Raw genomic sequence first — 21,696 nt, 5'->3', positions numbered from 1 at the left:
CGGCGGCTCCGGCTCGTCCGGCGGGACGGACGGGCCCGGCGTGCCGGGTGCTTCCGGCAAGGCCCGCAAGCGCAAGGGCGGCGCCCGCCTGCGATTCGTGCTCGTGAAGATCGGCACCCTGCTGCTGACCTTGTTCGTGGCCTCGCTCGCGGTGTTCTTCTCCCGCTTCCTGGTCCCCGGCGACCCGGCTCGCTTCCTGCTGCGCGGCCGCAGTCCCAAGCCGGAGGCGCTCGCGGAGATCACCCGCCAGTACGGCCTCGACAAGCCACCGTGGGAGCAGTACGTGAACTGGCTCGGCGGCATCCTGCACGGCGACTGGGGCCGGTCGCTGACCTACCGGCAGGACGTTTCCGACGTGCTGCTCAACCGGCTCCCCACGACCTTGCAGCTCGTGGCGCTGGCCGCCGTGTTCATCACGATCCTGGGCCTGCTGGCCGGCATCATCGCGAGCCTCAACAAGGGCTTCGGCGACAAGTTCATCCTGATCTCCCTCACCGCGGCCGGCGCGGTCCCGCCCTTCGTGGCGGCCATCGGCCTGGTGGCGGTGTTCTCGGTCAACCTCGGCTGGTTCCCCTCCTTCGGCAGTGGTGACGGATTCTGGGACCGGATCTGGCATCTCACCCTGCCGGCCCTGGCCCTCGGCGTCACGTACATCGCGTTCGTGGCCCGTGTGACGCGCTCCTCCATGAATGAGCAGCTCATCCGGGAACACGTCGAGGTGGCCACGAGCCGCGGTCTGACGCGTCCCACGGTGGTGCTGCGCCACGTGCTGCGGAACGCCCTGGGCCCCATCCTCACGGTGAGCGGCGTCCTGATCGCCGGCCTCCTGGTCTCCAGCGCCATCATCGAGCAGACCTTCGGCCTCACCGGGATCGGCCAGCTCCTGGTCCAGTCCATCGACCGGCTGGACTTCGGCGTGGTGCAGGCCATCGTCATGGTGGTGGTCACGGCGTTCGTCGTGGTCAACACCGTGGTGGACCTGGTCCAGCCCCTCATCGACCCTCGTATCGCCGCCGGATCGGAGACCCGATGACCCTCTCAATGACGCTCCCGCAGACGGGGTTCCGGCGCTACACCTCCGCCCTGTCCCTCACGGCCTGGATCGCCGTGATCGTCACGGCCGTGGTGGTCGTGGTGTCCGTCCTGGCCCCGACGCTCGCGCCGTACGACCCGGACTACGTCGACCTGGACAACGTGCTCGCCGGGCCCAGCGCCCAGCACCTCCTGGGCACCGACGCCCTGGGCCGTGACCTGCTCAGCCGCCTCATGTTCGGCGGCCGGACCTCGCTGCTCGGCCCCACGCTCGTGGTGCTCGGCTCCACGGTCCTCGGCCTGCTGCTGGGCCTCGCCGCGGGCTGGTCCGACGGCTGGCTCGGCAAGATCCTGGGCCGCGTGTTCGACATCCTCTTCGCCTTCCCGGCGCTGCTGGTGTCGATGCTCGCCGTGGCCCTGTTCGGCAAGGGTCTCGTGGCGCCCATCATCGCCATGACCATCGCCTACGTCCCCTATGTGGCCCGCCTGACCCAGGGCCTCGTGGCCTCGGAACGGGCCCGCCCGTACGTCCAGGCGTACCGGGTGCTCGGCTTCCGGACGCCGTGGGTGGTCCTGGGCCGGGTGCTGCCGAACCTGATCCCCACCGTGGGAGCCCAGTCGGCGCTGAACTTCGGCTACGTCCTGGCGGACCTCGCGGCGCTGTCCTTCATCGGCCTCGGCGTCCAGCCGCCCACGAGCGACTGGGGCGCCATGATCGAGGAGTCCCGTGGGGCTCTGCTGGGCGGCTACATCCTGCCGGCGTTCTGGCCGGCGCTCGTGGTGGTCGTCGTCGTGGTCGCCGTGAATGTCATCGGCGAGGAGATCTCGGATCGGATCGGAGGCAAGCTCTCATGAGTCACTTGCTGGAAGTACAGGATTTCACCCTCGGTTTCGCGGGCCGTGAACCGCTGCTGGACAAGATCTCCCTCCACGTCGACGACGGCGAGGCCGTGGCGCTCGTGGGCGAGTCCGGTTCGGGGAAGTCGCTGACCACGCGGGCCGCCCTGGGGCTCCTCCCGGAACGCGCCCAGCACTCCGGGCTGGTGACCGTCCGGGGCCTCGACACCCTCACCGCGGGCCGTCAGCAGCTCCTGGACCTGCGCCGGCAGCGGGCGTCCATGATCTTCCAGGACCCCCGCGCGGGCATCAACCCGGTGCGCACCGTGGGCGACTTCCTGACGGAGACCCTGGTCCGCTGGCGCGGTCTCTCCCGCGCCGAGGCCACCGAACGGGCCGTGACCCAGTTGGAGCAGGTCGGCCTGCGCCGGGCCAAGGACCTGGTGAACCAGCATCCGCACCAGCTCTCGGGCGGCATGCTGCAGCGCGTCATGATCGCGGCCGCGCTCCTGGACTCCCCGGAGCTGCTGCTCTGCGACGAGCCCACCACGGCGCTCGACGTCACCACGCAGGCCGGGATCGTCCGGCTGCTGCGGGATGAGCAGCAGGCCCGCGGCATGGGCATGCTCTTCATCACCCACGACCTCAACCTCGCCGCGAGCCTGTGCGAGCGCGTCTACGTGCTCCGCCGCGGCAAGGTGGTGGAGCATGGCCGGACCCGGGACGTGTTCGTGAGCCCGCAGCAGGAATACACCCGGGAACTCGTGGGGGCCACCCCCACGATCGACCTGGACCGGATCCCCGCCCCGCCAGCCCCCTCCGCGGAGGCGCCACTCCTGGAGGTCTCCGGCCTGAGCAAGCGGTACGAGCTCGCCCACGGCGAGGTCATCACCGCCCTCGACGACGCCGCGTTCACCCTGCCGCGTGGCGGTTCGCTCGGCGTCGTGGGCGAGTCCGGCTCGGGCAAGTCGACGCTGGCCCGCCTGGTGGTCGCGCTGGAGACCCCGAGCGACGGCGAGATCCACCTGGACGGGAACGAACGCCCGGGCCGCCCCTTGAAGGCGTCCGAACGCAAGCTCCTGGCCAAGGATGTGCAGATCGTCTTCCAGGATCCGTACCTGTCCCTGGACCCGAGGATCCCCGTCGGCCACGCCGTGGCGGACGTGTTCCGGCTGCACCGCAAGCAGTCCCGCAAAGCCGCCGCGGACAGCGCCCGCGAGCTGCTGGAACGGGTGGGCATCGGCCCGGAGCGGTTCGGATCCAAGCCGCGGGCGCTCTCCGGAGGTCAGCGCCAGAGAGTCGCCCTGGCCAAGGCCCTCGCGGCGCAGCCCCGCCTCCTGGTCCTCGACGAGGCCACGAGCGCCCTGGACGTCTCCGTGCAGGCCCAGGTGCTCGCGCTCGTCGAGGAGCTCCGGGACCAGCTTGGCCTCACGATCCTCTTCGTCACCCATGACCTCGCCGTGGTGTCCCGGATCTGCTCGCAGGTCCTCGTGATGCACCAGGGCCGGATCGTGGAGCAGGGCCCCACGTCCGAGGTGCTCGCGGCTCCCGCGGACGATTACACCCGGAACCTCCTCGGCTCCCGGCCCCGGCCCCTCTGGGATGCGGAACCGGCGGCCCTCTGAGGCCGCCGCCCATCACGCCCCCACACTGTCCTTCACCGCACCCTCAAACAGGAGAAACTCCCGTGCATACCACCGTTTTCGAACGGAACGTCCCCCAGCCCGCCGTCGTCGCGCGTTCTCTGGAAGGGGCCGTTCACCGGCCGTTCTGGATCGACGACCTGGGTCCGGACGTGACCCGATACCCGCAGCTGGAAGGCGACGCGAGCGCCGAGCTGGTGATCGTGGGCGGCGGCTACACGGGCCTGTGGACCGCGCTGCGGGCCAAGGAACGTGAACCGGAGCGCAGCGTCATCCTGCTCGAGGGCGAGCGGATCGCCTGGGCGGCGTCCGGGCGCAATGGCGGCTTCTGCGAGGCCAGCCTGACCCATGGCTACGAGAATGGCAAGAGCCGCTGGCCGCAGGAGATCGAGACCCTCGAACGGCTGGGTCTGGAGAACCTCGAGCGCATGCAGGAGGCGATCGAGCGCTACGGCATGGACTGCGATTGGGAGCGGACCGGTGAACTGAACGTCGCCGTCGAGCCCCATCAGCTGGAGTGGCTGGCCGAGGAGAGCGGCGGCCACGTCCTGGACCGGGAGGCCACGCAGGCCGAGGTCAATTCGCCCACGTTCCTCGGCTCGGTCTGGCTCAAGGACTCCGTCGCCATGGTGCACCCCTACAAGCTCGCGACCGAGCTGGCCCGGGTGGCCACCGAGCTCGGCGTGGTCATCCACGAGCGCACCCGCGTGCGGGAACTGGTGGACGTCGACGGCGGCGTGGACGTCGTGACGGACCGCGGCACCGTGCGCGCGGACCAGGTGGTGCTGGGGACCAACGTGTTCCCGTCGCTGCTGAAGCGCAACGCGCTCATGACGGTGCCGGTCTACGACTACGCCCTCATGACGGAGCCCCTGAGCCAGGAGCAGCTCGAGGCCATCGGCTGGACGAACCGGCAGGGCATCGGGGACATGGCCAACCAGTTCCACTACTACCGGATCACCCAGGACAACCGGATCCTCTTCGGCGGCTACGACGCCCTGTACTTCTGGGGCCGTCGCGTCGACGAGGGTCACGAGTACCAGCCGGAGACGTGGGAACGGCTGGCCTCGCACTTCTTCACCACGTTCCCCCAGCTGGAGGGCCTGAAGTTCACGCACAAGTGGGCCGGACCCATCGACTCCAGCACGCAGTTCTGCGCGTTCTTCGGCACGGCGCGGAAGGACCGGGTGGCCTACGCCGCCGGGTTCACCGGCCTGGGCGTGGGCGCCACGGCCTTCGCCGCCGACGTCCTGCTGGACCTGCTGAGCGGCGCGGACACGGAGCGCACCCGCGTGGAGATGGTCCGCAAGCGGCCCCTGCCGTTCCCTCCGGAACCGTTCGCCTCGGTGGGGATCAACCTGACCCGCTGGTCGATGGACCGCGCCGACCACAATGAGGGCAAGCGCAACTTCATCCTCAAGGCCCTCGACGCCGTGGGGCTGGGCTTCGACTCCTGAGCCGGGGTTGGTGGGGCCGTGCCGCTAGGCAGCCGGGTCGCGCGGCGGCCTAGCGGCCCCAGCACTCCCGGATGGTCCGGACCAGGGCGGCGAAGTCGTCGGCCATGGCCGGACCGTCGTACTCCGGATCGGACAGCCATTGGAGCTGCAGCCCGTCCATGGCCGCCACGAGGCACCGCGCCAGCGATTCCACGGGGGCGCCGGGCAGGAGCCGTCCGTCCTCGGCCGCTTCCCGGAAGGACCGGAGGATCTTCGCCTCCGCCAGTCGGTGGTGTTCCAGAAGCCAGGAGCTGGCGGGATGGTCGTGGGCCGTCGCCTCTCCGGCCAGGGTGGTGAAGAGCCGGACCATGCCGGGCTGCCGGGTGTTGTGCCGGGCCAGGTCCACCAGCCGCTCCACCGCGGCCCAGCCCCGCGGCTCCTCCCGGTCCCGGCCGCCCAGCATCGCCAGGTCCCGGGCGTCGCGCCACTCCATGACCGCCGCCAGGAGCGCGTCCTTGGTGGGGAAGTGGTGCAGCAGTCCCGTCAGGCTCAGGCCGCAGGACCGCGCCAGGGAACTCATGGACGTGCCCCGGTATCCCTCCTCGGAGAAGACCCGCGCCGCGGTGGCCAGGATCTCCTCCCTGCGGGCGGCACTGTCGGCGCCCTTGGGCCGGCCGCTGGCGCGGCGGGCGGTTCCGTTGGAGGTCCCGTCCGCGCCGTCAGCAACGCCGGGGCCGGCGTCCGCCGTGTCCGCCGTGTCCGCGGGGGTCATCCCCACGACACCCTCGCCCGCACATCACCGAGACCGCGTGCCAGGAGGAATTCGCCGCCCGTGAGGTCCCGCCACACGCCCTCCGCCTCGTCCCAGCGGCGTAACAGGCGCGGATCGGCGCGGACAACCACAGGGACCGAGACTCCCGCCGGGACCTCGACGTTCGTGTACCCGGCCAGACGGACGGGCTGCCCGGCTTCCGCGGGGGCGTAGTAGAGCTGCACCACCTCACGGCTGGCCCGTGCCGAGACGTTCCGCAGCGTCAGGGACACCGCGGGCATGCCGTCGTCGTCCGTGAGAGCGGCGTCCGCGTACTCCCACGCGCCGAAGCTCAGGCCGGCGCCGAACCAGAACAGGGGCTCGGGCGCGTCGCCGGCGTGATAGCCGCGGTAGCCGATCGCGGTGCCGTCGCTGTAGTCGAGAGTCAGTCTCTCGTCCGGCTGAGTGCTCCAGGCCGGGGCCGCACCGTCGGCGGAGGGGAAACTCGTGACGAGGCGACCCGTGGGCTCGGCCGCGCCGGTGAGGACATCGGCCACGGCATGGCCGCCCTCCTGGCCCGGCAGGCCCACGATCAGCACCGCATCCACCGCGTCCAGCCACGGCATGAGCACTGGGGTGGCGGCGTTGACGACCACCACGGTCCGCTCGGCCGCCGCGGCGACCCGGCGTACCAGCTCATCCTGCCGCCCGGGAAGCGCGAGGGTGTGCTTGTCCGCGGCCTCGGTCTCGTCCTCCTCCGTCAGCCCGACCACGACGACGGCGGTCCCCGCCCGGCGCGCGGCGTCTTCAGCGGCGGCGAGGGCGTCGTCGTCGCTGACGGGGATCGGCTCGGCGACCAGGGTGGCCAGTCCCACCCCGGACGCCGCGAACAGGTGGCTCTCCTCGGCGACGCGGACGTGCGGCTGCGCGGCGAGCACGGCACGCCAGTCCACCGGCCGGAAGGTCTGGGTGGCGCTGATCCGGCTGCCCTCGGGAAGCTCGATGACCTCGGAGAAGGCGGGTGGGCGCAGGATGCCTTCGCCCGGGTCGAAGCCCTCGGTGGTGACGTCGCGGTCGAGCTCGGCGAGCACCGCGCCGTCGGGGCCTGTGACCACGATCCGCCAGTGACCTGCACCGATGCCGCCCACTCGGACGGTCCCGCCGCTGCCGAGCACGGCGTCGAGGCGGACGGCCGCGGGAGTCTCCTGGCCGGGATCGTCGAAGCCGGTGCTGAGGGAGGCCACGGGGGAGTGCGCGCTGGAGATCTCGCGGCCGCCGTCGGCGAGCTGGGTGACACGGATCCCGGGTTCGCCCGAGACCGGGTCGCTGAGGAACTCCGCGGAGGCGGCGACCGGACGGCGGCGGATGGCCACCCCGTCCACCACGGTCAGGCGGTCCCCGAGCCGGGCGCTCAGGCCCTCGGCGATGGTGACCTGGTACGGCGGCGTGACCTGCGCCGAACCGCCGCCCATGCACACGGTGGCCACGGCGGAGCGGCCCACGAGCGCGACCGGGCCGTCGCCGGCCAGGGGGAGGGCGCCGTCGTCGTTCTTCAGCAGGGTCATGCCGCGCGTGGCGATGCGGCGCAGCTGCTCTCGTCGCTCAGGGGAGTCCGGGGCGGGCATCCCGGATGCGAAGGGTGACGCCCCGTCCGTGCCGAAAGCGCCGGTGCGCCGGGCCAGGAGGAGCAGGCGGGCGAGGTGGTCGTCCACGGTGCTCTCGGCCACGTCACCGCGCCGGACGGCGGCCACGAGCCGCTCGCCCCACGGCCCGACTGGACCCGGCATGACCAGGTCCAGGCCGCCGTTGGCCGACTCCACGGTGCGCTTGGTGGCGAACCAGTCGCTCATGATGAGGCCGTCCCAGCCCCACTCGTCCTTCACGATCCCGTTCTGGACGTGGTCCTGTTCGGTGGCGGTGACGCCGTTGATGTCGTTGTAGGCGGCCATCATGGCCCACGGATGCGCGTCCTGCACGGCCATCTCGAATGGCAGGAGGTACACCTCGCGCAGGGCCGTTTCGGAGACCCGCGAGTTCATGAAATTGCGCAGGATCTCGGATTCGTTGGCCACGAGGTGCTTGAGGCAGGCCCCCGTGCCGCCGCCCCGCCGTCCGGTGCCGCCGGCGTCGGGGGCGCCGTCCTGCAGACCGCGGACGTAAGCGCTCGCCGCCCGGCCGGTCAGGTACGGATCCTCCGAGTAGGCCTCGAAGAGCCGGCCGCCCAAGGGGGTGCGGTGCAGATTGATGGTGGGCCCGAGGACGACGTGGATATTCTGGCGGTGGGCCTCCTCGGAGAGCATCCCGCCCACTTCCTCGGCGACCGCGTCGTCCCAGGAGGATGCGATGAGGGTGGCGTTGGGGAAGAGCGCGACGGCGTCGCCGCCCATGAACTTCAGGCCGCGCACGCCGGTGGGTCCGTCGGAGAAGGCGAGGGGCGCGAGGCCGATCGCGTCGTTCCCGGGCAGGGTGAACGCGGTCTCGCCGGTCAGGAGCCGCACCTTCTCCTCGAGGCTGAGCCGGTCGACCGCCTGGGCGATCGCTTCTCGCTGCTGGGCGTCCGTGCCCGTGCTGTCCGTGCTGGGGCTCTCGGTTATATCGCTCACCTTCGTGACGGGCAGGACGGCGGGTGCGCCGACGCGGACCGCCTCCTCGCGGAAATAGTTGGCTCTTACTATTTCACGGAGTGATGCGGGTCACAAGATCAGTCGTTCTCGATGTTGAACGTCCACAGTGCCAGGGCGTGACCCGTGTGCCGCAGCGTCACCTGGGCGGCGCCGTCGTGGAAGATCCCGCGCACCACCAGGTCCGCCTGCGAACCGGCGGCGACCGTCACCGTGGACGCGCCCACGGGTGTCAGCGTGACGGTGCGGCCCCGCTGATCGCGGCAGTCCAGGTCTCCCGAGCCGATGGTCACCGACCCCGACGTCGCCTTCACCCGCACGGTGATGGTGCCCTCGATCGGGATGTCCGGGGCCGCCGTCGGATGGGACGTGGGGACGGGGACCGGCGCGGTGTCGGGGCCGAGGGCTGTCAGGATCACCGAGGACCCGTCCGGCAAGGCGGCGGCGACCGGTGCGCCGATGGCGAGCACGGCGCCGTGACTCGCGTTCGCGCTCGCGGTGGGTTCCGCGCTCGGGGCCGACGGGACGGGCACCGCGCCGAGCGACCGCACCACGGCCTGGGCGGAGTCTTCGGCGGTGGCCGTGGGCGCCTCTGATGGGTCCGACGACGCCGGTGCGCTGCACGCGGCGAGCGGAACCGCCAGTGCGGCGGCGAGCAGGAGGGTGGGGAGGGAACGGGAGCGCACGATGGCCTTCCTGAGGGTCTGGTTTGCTGAAGGGATGGGGGGAGGGGCGGCGACGGCGGCCGGAACCTGCGGGGAACCGGCCGCCGTCGTCGCGGGGCGTGAGGGTCAGCGGCGGGCGTAGACGCTGCCGGCCGGGATGACCGGGATGCCCGTGTCCTTCACGCCGGCCACGGCCGGGTACGTGATCGCGCCGGACGGCGTGGGCTGGAGGGCCCGGCCGGACGGGTTGTTGTAGACGTCGCCGCCGAAGGGGCGGAGCCCGTCGGCCGCCGCGTAGCCGAGGTGGCCCCGGCCGTCCGTGCCGCCGTCGTGGACGCCGAAGAGGTCCTCCATGCTGCGCAGCCAGCTGTAGTGGTTGTACGGCTGGTTGCTGACCGAGCCCGGCTTGATGAAGCGGGAGATCATGACGGCGCCCGTGATGCCGCCGCCCGGGGTGGTGTCCTGGTTGAACGCCTGGAAGCCCGGCTGGCTGGTGTTCGGCCCGGGGAGTTCGTTGCAGCACGCGACCACGGACTGGCCCGTGTTGGCCTCGGCCTGCGCGGAGGCGCCGGTGCCGGAGTCGGTCCCCATGGCGGGGCCGCTGTTATTGCCCCACGGACCCGTCTGGGTGCCGAGGTCCGCGATCGAATTGCCGTACATCTTGTACGGCGGCATCGCCTCATCGAAGATGATCTGGATCAGGCCGTCCTGCTGGAACGCGGGGGAGTTCATGATCATCGGGACGTACTTCTTGAGGAAGTTGTCCGACGCGTAGAGACCGCCCTGCCGGCTGTTCGGGTCGCCGCTCATGTTCTGACCGGGGCCCTTGCAGGTGGCGTCGTGCGCGTCGGAGCAGTTGCCCGGGGTGATCCAGTTGAACTTCGGGGTGGTGCGGACGGACTTGAGGTCCTCCTCCAGGCCTGTGAGGGCCGGGTGGCCGGGGGTGGCGTGGTAGCCGGAGAGCGGGACCACGTTCTTGCAGTCCTGCGGGTTGTCGATCACGGAGTGGAACCAGGCCGTGGGGTTGTGCTTGGCCACGTACTGGTCCGTCGCGGTCGCGCCGGATGGGTCCTTCACGCCGGCCCCGGACGGGTCGCCCGGGATGCCGCAGCGGTAGACGTCCTCACGGCCGGCGTCGTTGCCCATGTCCTGCATGTACGCCTTCCAGCTGACGTGCTTGTCGTCGAGCTGGTTGAAGAGCGTCTTGGTGGAGGCCGGGTAGACGCAGCCCGTGGAGGCCAGGACCTGACCGTCGGCCGCGGGGGTGCCCGGTGAGACGTCAGTGTACTGGGGACAGTCGTTCTGATTGTCCGGGGCGGGGGACTGGCCGCCGACCAGGCTGATGTAGTTGTCCAGGCTGAAGTGACCCGTGCCGTAGTACTGCGTGAGCAGCGCGCCGTAGGACGGGAGGGTCTTCCAGAGGTAGTCGTTCTGGTTCAGGCCCGTGAAAGTGGCTTCGTAGGACTTGTTCTCGAGGATGATGGTCCAGACGTGGCCGATCTTCGACGCCCCGTCCCGGCCCTGACCGTCCCGGCCCTGGTCGTTCTGATTCTGGGAGTCGTGCGCGGGGAGGGTGGTTCCGGCGGTGGCGGCGGTGCCGCCCGCCAGCAGGGAGGCGCTCAGGGCGCCCACGGCCAGCACTCCGGCCAGGGTCTTCCCGAGGCGGCTGGTGATCCGCAATTTCATGCTTGCTCCAAAGTTCGCGATGACAGCGTGAATGCCCCGAACCCCCGTGCGAATGACGGGATGACTCTAGGATTCCTGCGCGACATGCGCCGGTGACTTCGGTGAAGGCTGAGTGGAGAACCGGTTAACGTTCGACGACGATGGCGCTCGCCGCCCGCCGTCGTCGCTCCCGTCCCGCCGCGGGTACTCAGGCCGCGCCGCGCGGGGCGAACATGATGACGGCGACGCCCGCCAGGCAGAGGAACGCCCCGATCAGATCCCAGCGGTCGGGGCGGAAGCCGTCCACCAACACGCCCCACGCCAGCGAACCCGCCACGAACACTCCCCCGTACGCGGCGAGGATCCGTCCGAAGTGCGCGTCCGGCTGCAGCGTGGCGACGAAGCCGTAGATCCCCAGCGCGATCACCCCGAGCCCGGCCCACCACCAGCCCTTGTCCTCGCGCACGGCCTGCCAGATCAGCCACGCGCCACCGATCTCGGCCACGGCGGAGAGGGCGAAGAGGAGGACGGACTTGAGGATGCTCATGCGTCCATGATGCCGGGTCCCGCGCCAGGCAGTTCTTGCGGCATCCCCGGCCCAGGGACCACCTGGCCCGTGGCGGTGCCGTCCGGGCCGAGCATGAAGCCCACACGCTTGGCGCTGCGCAGCATGACGGTGCTCTGCACGAGCTCGATCTGCGGGAGCCGTTCCTGCAGGGTCAGTTCGGCGGTGAGGACGTCGGCCACCGTACGGAGCCACATCATGATGATGAAGTTGGTCCGGCCCGTCGTGGACGCGGCGAGGCGCACGTTCCGCAGCCCGCTGAGTGCCGCGGCCACCTGGGCGTGCTGCCCGGCGGGCGCCTTGGCGAGCCAGCGGCAGGCGACCGGATAACCGGCGGGGCCCTGGGCGACCTCGCAGCGGAAGGTCAGGAGGTCGCTGCCCAGGATCTTGGCGAGCTGACGGTGCACGGTGGCCGGGCTCCGGTCGAGGGCGCGGGCCATGTCGGCGACGCCGGCCCGCCCGTTGAGCGCCAGGAAGGGCAGGAGGTCCAGGGCGGCGTCCGGGACCGGTCCGTGGTGCGGTTCGACCGCCCCGAGGCGCGTGAAGGCGGCGATCTCCTCGCGGTCGAGGGCCGCGAGCCGCCATGAATGTCCGCCGGAGTGCAGCCGGGTGCAGAGTTCGCTGTGCACGTGGAGAACGCCGGGCGCGGACGCGACCTGCGGCAGGATGCGTTCCGTGCACTCGGCGAGCGACGGCGCCAGGACAGTGAGCGCTAGGTCCGGGTTCCCTGTGGCCACGTCGATGGTGGCCACTTCGGGGATGGCGGCCAGGGCGGTCTGGGCCTGCTCGCGGAGCCCCGGCTCACACTCGATGTCCGCGAACGCGAGGATCATGACGGACGGGTCGCCCGCGAGGTGGGCCGTGATCCAGGCCCGCCCCGAGGCCCGCAGCCGTTCCCAGCGGCGTGCCAGGGTCGCGGGATGGGAGCCGAGGATGCCGGCGGCGTCGAGCCAGGAGACGCGCGGCGCGATCTGCAGTGCGTGCAGGAGGCGCAGATCCTCCTCGGACAGCTCGACGGCGGGGACCCCCAAGGGGTGGAAACCCGGCAGTGGATGAAAACGCTGACGCGGCACGCTCATCTGAAAAATTGTTGCACCTGAGCTTCTGGACTGGAAGAGAAGCGCACACTCTTCATACGCCAGACTATGGCGTGGATCACAGATGAGGAGACGGTGCATGGCCATCACGGACGACGCACGGGCGTTGCAGGACCAGCTCATCCAGTGGAGGCATGCCTTCCACCAGGCCCCCGAGATCGGACTGGAGCTGCCCCGAACGCAGGAGAAGGTCCTGGCCGCCCTGGACGGCCTGGGGCTGGAGATCTCCACCGGCACGGACACGACCTCGGTCACCGCCGTCCTCCGCGGCACGGCCGGCGTCCCCGCCGGAGACGTTGGCGGGGCCGACGGGGCCGGGGAGCGCCCCGCGGTCCTGCTCCGCGCCGACATGGACGCCCTGCCGGTCCAGGAGCGCACGGGCGTCGAGTACACCTCCAGGGTCGACGGCGCCATGCACGCCTGCGGCCACGACCTCCACACCGCCATGCTGCTCGGCGCCGCGACCCTCCTGGCCGACAGCCGCCACCGGATCGCCGGGGATGTCGTCTTCATGTTCCAGCCGGGGGAGGAGGGCTACGACGGGGCGTCGGTCATGGTGCGCGAAGGGGTCCTGGATGCCGCGGGCCGCCGGGTGGACGCCGCCTTCGGCATGCACGTCTTCTCCTCGATGGAGCCGCACGGCCGATTCGTCACCCGCCCCGGCGTCATGATGAGCGCGTCCGACGGCCTGTTCGTCCGGGTGCTCGGCGCAGGTGGCCACGGCTCGGCTCCCCACGCCGCGAAGGACCCGGTGACGGTGTCCGCCGAGATGATCCTGGCCCTGCAGACCATGGTCACGCGCCAGTTCGATATGTTCGACCCGACGGTCCTCACCGTCGGCCGCCTGGCCGCGGGGACCAAGCGCAACGTCATCCCGGACACCGCCGAGTTCGACGCCACCATCCGCACCTTCTCCGAGACGAACCGGGAGCGCATGCAGACCGCGATCCCGCGTCTTCTTCAAGGCATCGCCCACGCCCACGGCCTGGACGTGGAGGTGACCTACCTCCCCGAGTACCCGCTCACCGTCACGGACACCGCCGAGACCGAGTTCGCGGAATCCGCCATCGCGGAGCTCTTCGACGGACGGCACTCCCGGCTGGCCCAGCCGCTGAGCGGATCCGAGGACTTCTCGCGGGTGCTCGCGGAGGTGCCCGGCAGTTTCGTCGGGCTCAGCGCGGTGCCAGAGGACGTCGATCCCAGGACGAGCGCCTTCAACCACTCGCCCTACGCGACCTTCGACGACGCCGTGCTCGCCGACGGTGCGGCGGTCTACGCGCAGCTCGCGCTGTCTCGCACCGCGCTCCTCGCGACAGCCCCGACCGACACGTCGCAATCGGATTCCGCCCAGCCGGCCGTCCGCTGACCCGCCACCGGAACCTCAGGAGACCGTCATGACCGCCAGCACCCCCTCAGCTCCCGCCGTCGACGCCGCCAAACCGTCCGCGCGTCGCACCCTCATCAGCACCGGCATCGGAAACGCCGCCGAATGGTACGACTGGGCGATCTACGCGACCTTCGCCCCGTACTTCTCGAAGCAGCTCTTCAACCCCGCGGATCCCACCTCGGCCATCCTCTCGACGCTCGCGATCTTCGCCGTCGGCTTCGTGGCGCGGCCGTTCGGCGGGTTCGTCTTCGGATGGATCGGCGACCGTTTCGGCCGCAAGAACGCCATGACGATGACGGTCGCAATGGCGGCGGTCGGCAGCCTGCTGATCGGCATCGCCCCGACGTTCGCCGCGGTCGGCGCGTTCGCGTCCCTGCTGCTCCTGGTGGCCCGCCTGATCCAGGGCCTGGCCCACGGTGGCGAGCTGCCGTCGTCGCAGACGTATCTCGCGGAGATGGCCCCGCGGGAGAAGCGCGGCTTCTGGGCCACGCTCATCTACTTCTCCGGCACCCTGGGGAACATGCTCGGCGCGCTGCTGGGGGCCATCCTCGCGGCGCTGCTGCCGAAGGCCGAGATGGCGGCGTGGGGCTGGCGGCTGCCGTTCATCCTCGGCGCACTCATGGGCCTGTACGGCCTGGTGATGCGGGCGCGGATGCCGGAGACCGAGGCCTTCGAGGAACTCAAGACCGGGAACGCGACGCAGGAGCAGGGATTCGGCGCCCTCATGAGGGACATCGTGGCGCACCGGAAGCAGGCGGCCCAGGTGATCGGCATGACGCTGGGCCTGACGGTCATCTACTACGTGTGGGCGATCGTCGCCCCGACCTATGCGGCCACGAGCCTGAAACTGGACCCGGGGCAGGCGCTCTGGGCCGGGTTCGCCGCCAACATCGTGTTCCTGATCGCGCTGCCGTTCTGGGGCCGCCTGAGCGACAGGATCGGCCGCAAGCCGGTCCTCATCATCGGCGGTGTGGGGTGCGCGGCGCTGCACTTCCCCATGACCTGGCTGCTCCGGGATTCGGTGTGGCAGCTGTTCGTCTCGATGGCCGTGATGCTCGTCTTCATCGCCGCCGGGGCCGCGATCGCCCCCGCGGTGTACGCGGAGCTGTTCCCGGCCAAGGTCCGCACGGCCGGCGTCGGCATCCCGTACGCCCTCGCGGTGGCGGCGTTCGGCGGCACCGCGCCGTACCTCCAGACTCTGTTCACCGATGTGGTGAAGCAGCCGTGGATGTTCAACCTCTACGCCGTGGTCCTGAGCATCATCTCGATCCTGGTGGTGCTGCGGCTTCCCGAGACGAGAGGCAAGGACCTGAACAGCTGACGCGCTGCCGGTGCTGTTGCCGGCTTTGCTGCCGGGGCCAGTGCGGGGCGGGTGCGTGCGCGCCCGCCCCGCAGTGGCTCAGGGGTTGGGCTCTTCCTCGGCCTCGAGGGCTTCGTCCGTGTCGGAGAACGAATCGTCCGTCTCGGTGGCGTCCTCGGCCAGCTCGGCCTCACGCCGGGAGACCTCTGCCACCTCTTCTGAGTGTTCTTCTTCGCGCTTCTTGCTTCCGAACATGAGGATCCTTTCTCTCCGGCCCATCGGGGTGATGCGCTGGGACCACCGTAACCCCGTGGGCTGTCACGCGGCCTACGCTTAGGACCATGCACGAGATCGCCGCCACCCTCACTCAGCTGCTCGGCCCGGACAAGGTCGCCACGGATCCCGGCCTGGTGCGGGAGTACAGCCAGGACCGGGCCCCGGATCGTCCGGAAGCGCCCGCTCTCGCGGTGGTTTTCGCCGGCTCGGCCGAAGATGTCCAGACGACGGTGCGCGCCTGCGCGGCGGCCGGCGTCCGGGTGGTGCCGCGGGGTGCGGGATCCGGTCTCTCGGGCGGGGCGCATGCCGTCAGAGACAGCGTGATCATCAGCCTGGAACGGATGAACCGCATCCTGGACGTCCGCGCCGAGGACGAGGTCGCCGTCGTCGAGCCGGGGGTGGTGAACGCCGATCTCAATGCCGCCGCCGCGGAGCACGGCCTCATGTACGCGCCGGATCCGGCCAGCTTCACCTTCGCCACGATCGGCGGGAACATCGGCACGAACGCCGGCGGGCTGCGCTGCGCCAAGTACGGTGTGACGCGGGACTCGGTGCTGGCGCTCGACGTCGTGCTGGCCGACGGCGAACTGGTGCGCCTGGGGCACGCCACCTTCAAGGGCGTGGCCGGGTACGATCTGGTCGCCCTCCTGGTCGGTTCCGAGGGGACGCTCGGCATCGTGGTGGGCGCGACCGTCCGGCTGCGGCATCTGCCGGTCAAGGTCGTGACGATCGCGGCGTTCTTCCCGGATCTCCCGTCCGCCGCCGCGGGGGTCCTGGCGGTCGGCCGGGCCCGCGTGCAGCCCGCGATCATGGAGCTGATGGACCGCGCCTCGATCCAGGACGCCGACGCCCTCAACGGCACGGCCTTCGCCAGCCGGGGCCGCGCGCTGCTTCTCGTCCAGACCGACGGCTTCGGCGCGGACGCGGAGGCCGCCGTCGTACGCGAGGTCCTGCGGGACGCGGGCGGCGATCTGGCCGACGACGGCGACTCGGACGCCGAGCGCTTCGTGCTGATCCGGCGCAACAACCGCGGGTCCGGGGCCGAGGACCGCTTGCGCGTGGGCGAGGACGTCGCGGTGCCGCGGTCGCTCCTGGTGGATTACGCGGCCGAACTGGAGCGGATCGCCGCCGAGTACCGGGTGGGGATGAAGCTCGTGGCCCATGCCGGCGACGGCAATCTGCACCCGACGTTCTGGGCCGAACCGCAACCGGGCGAGGAGGAGGCCGCGGTGGCCGATCTGGATCGGGCCCTGGATGACTCGGTGCGCGTGGCCCTCGCGATGGGCGGCACCATCACGGGCGAACACGGGATCGGCAGTTTCAAGCTGCGCTGGCTCGGCTGGGAGCAGTCCGAGCGGGTCCGGGAACTCCAGCGCGGCATCAAGGACGTCTTCGACCCCCACGGCGTCCTCAACCCCGGCAAGGCCATCTGAACCCCGCACCCCCTGATCGACTGCTCCATACGATGTCGTTCCGCGCCGATATCCCGCGATTCCGGCATCTTAGGGAGCAGTCGATGCGGGGGTGATTCCTTGCCACCCCGGCGACGGGGTGCGAGGCTGGACCCATGAGCCAGGACGACACCTTCAACGCCGATGTGACCACCCGCAACAACCCCGAACTGCATCGCTACGAGGTGCTCGTCGGGGACAAGCTCGCGGGCTTCGCGCAGTACCGGCTCACCCCGGGCCGGGTGGATTTCGTGCACACCGAGGTCGCCCAGGAGTTCAGCGGGCAGGGCCTCGCCGGGGTGCTGGCGCACTTCGCGATCGACGACGTCGTCGCGGCCGGCCAGCGCGTCGTGCCGCACTGCCCCTTCATCGCCGCTTATCTGCGGAAGCACCACGCCAACGACCAGTTCATCGACTGGCCGTAGCTTTGACGCCCAGGGCTGACGCCCAGCTCTGACGCCGCCGTCGGAACAGCGTTTTCGCCGTGCCCGGAAGCCTGAGCCGCACCCCTCCTGGGAGAATGATTTTCGCTCCCGGATGCCTTCGATCCCTTGATTTTCCGGGGGAGCGGGCGGACACTGCTGGGACGGCCCTTCCCACCCTCGTGGCCGGACGCGGCCGGTTCCTGGCATCGAACTCCCAAGGAGGCGTCACCATGGCAGAACATGAACCCACCCCCGCAGGACTGGACGGCGAGATCGTTCAGAAGATGACGGCGTCCCTGGACGGGCCCGCGGCGGTTCCGCAGATCTCGCTCGGGACCTCGGCGGCCGGTGGGGACAGCGCCCGCCCGGTCTGGCCGGACGGCAACGGCAAGCACCGCCACCCCAAGGATCACTTCAGCAACCCTGGTCGCTCCGGCACCGCCGCCGGAGTGAACGCGGTGCACCGCACGAGCCGTCCGCAGATGCCGCACTCGCACTGACCGGCGGACCACACGAAAACACCCCCGGTTCCATTGCTCACCCACAGAAATTTCAGTGGGCGAACAACGGAACCGGGGGTGTTTTCACGTCCCGGGATCCTGGAGGATCAGACGGCGACGGCTTCCTGAGCCTGCCGGGCTTCGGCCTTGCGAGCCGCCGCGCCCTTCAGGCCCACCACCGTGAAGCCGGTGATGACGGCGCCGACGGCGATCGACAGGATCCAGAGGAGGAAGTTGTCGAAGGCGAAGAAGACGAACACGCCGCCGTGCGGCGCCCGGGAGCCGGCCGCGAAGGCCATCGAGAGAGCACCCGTCACGGCGCCGCCCAGCATGGAGGCCGGGATGACACGCAGCGGATCGGCCGCGGCGAACGGGATGGCGCCTTCGGAGATGAAGGACGCGCCCAGGAGCCAGGCGGCCTTGCCGTTCTCATGCTCGGCGGCGGTGAACAGCTTCGGACGGAGCACCGTGGCCAGCGCCATGCCGAGCGGCGGGACCATGCCGGCGCCCATGACGGCGGCCATGATGAGGTACGGGCCGTGGTTGTCCGCGGTGCCGGCGCTCAGGCCCGCTGCGGCGAAGGAGTAGGCCACCTTGTTGACGGGGCCGCCCAGGTCGAAGCACATCATGAGGCCGAGGACGATGCCGAGCACGATCGCCGCGGCGCCGCTCATGCCGGTCAGCCAGTTGTTCAGTGCAGTGGTCAGCCAGGCGATGGGACCGCCGAGGACCACGAACATGAGGCCGGAGGCCACGATCGACGCGACGAGCGGGATGATCACCACGGGCATGAGGCCGCGCAGCCAGCGCGGGGCGGGCCGCTGGCCGAGCCAGGACGCCGTGTACCCGGCGAGCAGACCGCCGACGATGCCGCCGAGGAAGCCGGCGCCCATGAAGCCGGCGACGGCGCCGACCACGAAACCGGGGGCGATGCCGGGCCGGTCGGCCAGGGCATAGGCGATGTAGCCCGCCAGCGCCGGGACCAGGAAGCTCATGGACAGGGCGCCGATCTTGAACAGCACCGCTCCGAGGTACGCGCCGAGCGGACCGAGCGCGTGGTCGCCGAATTCGGTCGGCAGGCTGAAGAGGTTGTTCTTGACCACGATCGTGTCGGCGAACTTGGTGATGTCGAAGCCACCCAGCAGGAAGCCGAGCGCGATCAGCAGACCGCCACCGGCCACGAACGGGATCATGTAGGAGACGCCGGTCAGAAGCGCGCGCTTGAGCTTGGCGCCCACGGACTCACCGGCCGTGTCCGCGTCCGAGGAAGACGAGGAACCGGTGGCCCTCACACGGCGGGCGTTCGGATCCTTCGCGGCGGCCAGGGCCTCCTCGATCATCTCCTTCGGCTCGTCGATGCCGCGCTTGACCGGGGACTGGATGTACGGCAGACCGGCGAAGCGGTCCTTGTCGCGGACGTCGACGTCGACGGCGAAGATGACGGCGTCGGCGTTGGCGATCACGTCGGCCGGCAGCGGGGTGGCGCCGGCGGAACCCTGGGTCTCCACCTGGACGTCCACGCCCATCTCCTTGCCGGCGGCGGCGAGGGAGTCAGCGGACATGTAGGTGTGGGCGATGCCCGTGGGGCAGGCGGTCACGGCCACGATGCGGCGGGGACCCTGGGCTGCGGCCGACGACGGCGCCGCGGCGGCTGCGGGGGCGGCGCTTGCGGCAGCCGGTGCCCCGGCGTCGGCGGTCGACGCGGCCGGTGCCGCCTTCGGTGCGTCGGTCAGCGCGCCCTCGACGAGCGCGACGATCTCCTCCGGGCTCGCGGCGGCCCGCAGTGCGGCGGTGAAGTCCTTTTTGATGAGCGAGCGGGCGAGCTTGGACAGGAGCTTGAGGTGCTCCTGGTCGGCGCCGGCGGGTGCCGCGATCAGGAAGATGAGGTCCGCGGGGCCGTCCTTGGCGCCGAACGGCACCGGGTTGCCCAGACGCGCCATGGCGAGGGCGGGTTCGGTGACGGCGTCGGTCTTGGCGTGCGGGATGGCGATGCCGCCGGGGATGCCGGTGGGCGTCTTCTCCTCGCGGGCCAGGGCGGAGGCGAAGAGGCCTTCCGCTTCGGCACGGCCCAGCGCGGCAACTTTGCCGGAGAGGGTGCGGATGACGTCGGCCGGGGTGGATCCCAGGTCCGCGTCGAGGACCACGAGGTCCGGGGTGATCATCTGGCTCACAGGGAGTCCTTTGCTAGGGCCGTGACGGTCACGGCGTCGGGGGTGGTCTGGTCCAGGCCGGGGACGGTGGAACCGGGGAGGGAGGCGGCTGCGGCACCGTGGGCCACGGCCTGGGTGAGGCACTCGACGGCGGATCCACCGTTCTCGGCCCGCAGGAGGTAACCGGCCAGCGAGGAGTCTCCCGCACCGACCGTGCTCACCGCCTGGATGGGTGCGTGGCTCGCGTGCCAGGCGCCGTCGGCGGTGACCAGCACCGCGCCTTTCGAGCCGAGCGTCGCGAGCACGGCTCCCACGCCGCGTTCGACGACGGCGGTCGCGGCCCGGGCGGCGAGCACCGGGTCCGCTTCCAGCTCGTCTCCGCTGTGCTGCTCGCTGAATCCGGCGAGGGCCGCGAGCTCGGCGAGTTCTTCGCCGTTGGGCTTGAGGAGATCCGGCGCCGCGTCGGCGCCGGCGTTGATGGCCTCCAGGAGCGGCGTCCCGGAGGAGTCGACGGCGATGCGCGGGGCGTCACTGCCGAGTTCGGTGCGGAGCCAGCGGGTCAGCCGCGCGTAGTAGTCGGCCGGGAAGCCGGGCGGCAGCGAACCGGCCAGGACCACCCAGGAGGCCTCGCGGGATTCGTCGAGAAGGAGTGCCGTGAGGGCGTCCCGCTGGTCGGCGCTGAGCTCCGGGCCGGGTTCGTTCACCTTGGTGGTGGTGCCGTCCGGCTCGGTCAGCGTGATGTTGCTGCGCAGCGGGGCGCCGATGGGGAGCGCGTGGTGCGGGATGCCCGTGGAGGCCAGGCCGACGACCACGGGGTCCGTGGGATCGCCGGGCAGGACCGCCACGGTCTTCAGGCCCGACGCCGTGAGCGCGCGGGAGACGTTGACGCCCTTGCCTCCGGCTTCGCTGCGGACGGCCGTGGCCCGCTGGACCTCGCCGCGGGCGAGCGCCCCGGGGAGCTCGACCGTGCGGTCCAGGCTGGGATTGGCGGTGAGTGTGATGATCACGCCTGAATCACCTCTGCTTCTGCGGTTGAAAGGGCTTCGGCCAGTTCCGGGGACGGCGTCCCGTCGGTGACCAGGGTGTCCACGTCCTCCAGGGCGGCGAAGCGGACCAGGGTTTCGGCATCGAGCTTGCTCGCGTCGGCGAGGACGACCGTACGGCGTGCCGCCTGGACGAACGCCGTCTTGACCGCGGCCTCCTCGGGGTCCGGGGTGCTCAATCCGAAGTCCGCGTGGATGCCGTTGGTGCCCACGAACGCGATGTCGGGGCGGATGTTCCGCAGCTCGGCCACGGTGCCGGCGCCGACGGCCGCCTGCGTCACCCCGCGGACCTTGCCGCCGAGGATGTGGAGCGCGACGCCGGGGGTGTCGGACAGTGCGGCGGCGATCGGGATCGAGTTGGTGAGGACGAGCAGGGCCGGGGCGTCGGCGTCGCGCTGGGTGATCAGGCCGGCGAGGGCTTCCGTGGTGGTGCCGGCGTCGAGCACGATGCTGGCGGCCGACGTGCGGGGGAGGAGGGCGAAGGCGGCCGCTGCGATCCGCTGCTTCTGCTCGGAATGGGTGGCCAGGCGTTCGGGGACCGAGGTTTCGGCGGTGCTCCCGCGGTCGACTGCCACCGCGCCGCCGTGGACCCGTCGCAACTCGCCCTGCTCTTCGAGAAGCGCGAGATCCCGACGGACCGTTTCCGGGGTGATGGTGAACCGCTGAGCGAGCTCGGTGACCGTGACACGGCCGTGCGCGGTCAGGAGGTCGGCGATGGTGCTGTGCCGTTCTTCTGCGAACATGCCCGTCTCCTTTCCGCGCCATTGGGGTTGTGACAGTTGTCACAGGAATCTTTGATTGCTTGACTTTATCTGTGTTTGTTTTTGGAAGTCAAGGGGTACGTGGCGAAAA

At 70.8% G+C, this 21,696-nt stretch carries 19 protein-coding genes; 9 read left to right on the top strand and 10 right to left on the bottom strand.

Features of this window, described 5'->3' with window-relative positions; all coding sequences use genetic code 11:
• The first annotated feature begins 88 nt into the window (after positions 1-88).
• The 4 genes from AB6732_RS16370 to AB6732_RS16355 all read left to right on the top strand — a co-directional run bounded on the left by AB6732_RS16370 (position 89) and on the right by AB6732_RS16355 (position 4,969).
• Complete coding sequence (locus AB6732_RS16370; protein WP_107004045.1) at positions 89-1,033, top strand: ABC transporter permease; 945 nt, start codon at positions 89-91, stop codon at positions 1,031-1,033.
• Positions 1,030-1,887 (top strand): ABC transporter permease, encoded by an 858-nt coding sequence (locus AB6732_RS16365; protein WP_370960944.1) that lies wholly within the window; start codon positions 1,030-1,032, stop codon positions 1,885-1,887. Before AB6732_RS16370 ends, AB6732_RS16365 begins: the two co-directional genes overlap by 4 nt.
• On the top strand, positions 1,884-3,494 hold the full coding sequence (locus AB6732_RS16360; RefSeq protein WP_370960943.1) for a dipeptide ABC transporter ATP-binding protein: 1,611 nt from the start codon (positions 1,884-1,886) through the stop codon (positions 3,492-3,494). Before AB6732_RS16365 ends, AB6732_RS16360 begins: the two co-directional genes overlap by 4 nt.
• A gap of 62 nt (positions 3,495-3,556) precedes the next feature.
• On the top strand, positions 3,557-4,969 hold the full coding sequence (locus AB6732_RS16355; RefSeq protein ID WP_370960942.1) for an NAD(P)/FAD-dependent oxidoreductase: 1,413 nt from the start codon (positions 3,557-3,559) through the stop codon (positions 4,967-4,969).
• Between the two features lie 49 nt (positions 4,970-5,018).
• Here the strand turns inward: AB6732_RS16355 and AB6732_RS16350 are convergent, their stop codons facing one another.
• The 6 genes from AB6732_RS16350 to AB6732_RS16325 all read right to left on the bottom strand — a co-directional run bounded on the left by AB6732_RS16350 (position 5,019) and on the right by AB6732_RS16325 (position 12,294).
• A complete protein-coding gene (locus AB6732_RS16350; protein ID WP_370960941.1) occupies positions 5,019-5,720 on the bottom strand; it encodes a TetR/AcrR family transcriptional regulator in 702 nt (233 codons plus the stop codon).
• Positions 5,717-8,302 carry a beta-glucosidase gene (locus AB6732_RS16345; protein WP_370960940.1) on the bottom strand — a complete coding sequence of 862 codons (2,586 nt, stop codon included), beginning with the start codon at positions 8,300-8,302 and terminating at the stop codon, positions 5,717-5,719. The genes AB6732_RS16350 and AB6732_RS16345 overlap by 4 nt, the downstream gene beginning before the upstream one ends.
• Positions 8,303-8,400: 98 nt before the next feature.
• The gene (locus tag AB6732_RS16340) at positions 8,401-9,006 is read right to left on the bottom strand and encodes a hypothetical protein (protein WP_370960939.1); all 606 of its coding nucleotides are present in this window, start codon (positions 9,004-9,006) and stop codon (positions 8,401-8,403) included.
• 105 nt (positions 9,007-9,111) lie between these two features.
• A complete protein-coding gene (locus tag AB6732_RS16335) occupies positions 9,112-10,671 on the bottom strand; it encodes an alkaline phosphatase family protein (RefSeq protein ID WP_370960938.1) in 1,560 nt (519 codons plus the stop codon).
• 187 nt (positions 10,672-10,858) lie between these two features.
• Positions 10,859-11,197 (bottom strand): YnfA family protein, encoded by a 339-nt coding sequence (locus tag AB6732_RS16330; protein ID WP_370960937.1) that lies wholly within the window; start codon positions 11,195-11,197, stop codon positions 10,859-10,861.
• A complete protein-coding gene (locus tag AB6732_RS16325) occupies positions 11,194-12,294 on the bottom strand; it encodes an Lrp/AsnC family transcriptional regulator (protein ID WP_370960936.1) in 1,101 nt (366 codons plus the stop codon). The genes AB6732_RS16330 and AB6732_RS16325 overlap by 4 nt, the downstream gene beginning before the upstream one ends.
• 97 nt (positions 12,295-12,391) lie before the next feature.
• Here AB6732_RS16325 and AB6732_RS16320 point away from each other — a divergent pair, with 97 nt between their 5' ends.
• Both AB6732_RS16320 and AB6732_RS16315 read left to right on the top strand, forming a co-directional pair.
• Positions 12,392-13,678: a M20 family metallopeptidase gene (locus AB6732_RS16320; protein WP_370960935.1), complete on the top strand. Its 1,287-nt coding sequence runs from the start codon at positions 12,392-12,394 to the stop codon at positions 13,676-13,678.
• Between the two features lie 28 nt (positions 13,679-13,706).
• Positions 13,707-15,020, top strand: coding sequence for an MFS transporter (locus tag AB6732_RS16315; RefSeq protein ID WP_370960934.1), 1,314 nt, complete (start codon positions 13,707-13,709; stop codon positions 15,018-15,020).
• A gap of 78 nt (positions 15,021-15,098) precedes the next feature.
• Here the strand turns inward: AB6732_RS16315 and AB6732_RS16310 are convergent, their stop codons facing one another.
• Positions 15,099-15,254, bottom strand: a complete 156-nt coding sequence (locus tag AB6732_RS16310) for a hypothetical protein (RefSeq protein WP_370960933.1) — start codon at positions 15,252-15,254, stop codon at positions 15,099-15,101.
• An 86-nt stretch (positions 15,255-15,340) separates the two neighbouring features.
• Between AB6732_RS16310 and AB6732_RS16305 the strand changes: the two genes are divergently transcribed.
• The 3 genes from AB6732_RS16305 to AB6732_RS16295 all read left to right on the top strand — a co-directional run bounded on the left by AB6732_RS16305 (position 15,341) and on the right by AB6732_RS16295 (position 17,651).
• Positions 15,341-16,708 (top strand): FAD-binding oxidoreductase, encoded by a 1,368-nt coding sequence (locus tag AB6732_RS16305; protein WP_370960932.1) that lies wholly within the window; start codon positions 15,341-15,343, stop codon positions 16,706-16,708.
• Between the two features lie 134 nt (positions 16,709-16,842).
• Entirely contained in the window at positions 16,843-17,151 is a 309-nt protein-coding gene (locus AB6732_RS16300; RefSeq protein ID WP_370960931.1) for a GNAT family N-acetyltransferase, read from the top strand.
• Between the two features lie 230 nt (positions 17,152-17,381).
• Positions 17,382-17,651 carry a hypothetical protein gene (locus AB6732_RS16295; RefSeq protein ID WP_370960930.1) on the top strand — a complete coding sequence of 90 codons (270 nt, stop codon included), beginning with the start codon at positions 17,382-17,384 and terminating at the stop codon, positions 17,649-17,651.
• Between the two features lie 107 nt (positions 17,652-17,758).
• Here AB6732_RS16295 and AB6732_RS16290 read toward each other — a convergent pair whose 3' ends face one another.
• From AB6732_RS16290 to AB6732_RS16280, 3 genes are read right to left on the bottom strand one after another with little or no spacing between them, the layout of a single operon-like run.
• The gene (locus AB6732_RS16290) at positions 17,759-19,822 is read right to left on the bottom strand and encodes a fructose-specific PTS transporter subunit EIIC (RefSeq protein ID WP_370960929.1); all 2,064 of its coding nucleotides are present in this window, start codon (positions 19,820-19,822) and stop codon (positions 17,759-17,761) included.
• The gene (locus tag AB6732_RS16285) at positions 19,819-20,808 is read right to left on the bottom strand and encodes a 1-phosphofructokinase family hexose kinase (RefSeq protein WP_370960928.1); all 990 of its coding nucleotides are present in this window, start codon (positions 20,806-20,808) and stop codon (positions 19,819-19,821) included. The genes AB6732_RS16290 and AB6732_RS16285 overlap by 4 nt, the downstream gene beginning before the upstream one ends.
• Positions 20,805-21,587, bottom strand: a complete 783-nt coding sequence (locus AB6732_RS16280; protein ID WP_370960927.1) for a DeoR/GlpR family DNA-binding transcription regulator — start codon at positions 21,585-21,587, stop codon at positions 20,805-20,807. The genes AB6732_RS16285 and AB6732_RS16280 overlap by 4 nt, the downstream gene beginning before the upstream one ends.
• Positions 21,588-21,696 lie beyond the last annotated feature (109 nt).

This window comes from Arthrobacter sp. RCC_34, assembly GCF_041360795.1.
Lineage (GTDB): Bacteria > Actinomycetota > Actinomycetes > Actinomycetales > Micrococcaceae > Arthrobacter_E.
The sequence above is the reverse complement of the archived record's forward strand: the minus strand, read 5'-3'. Positions and strand labels throughout refer to the sequence as shown.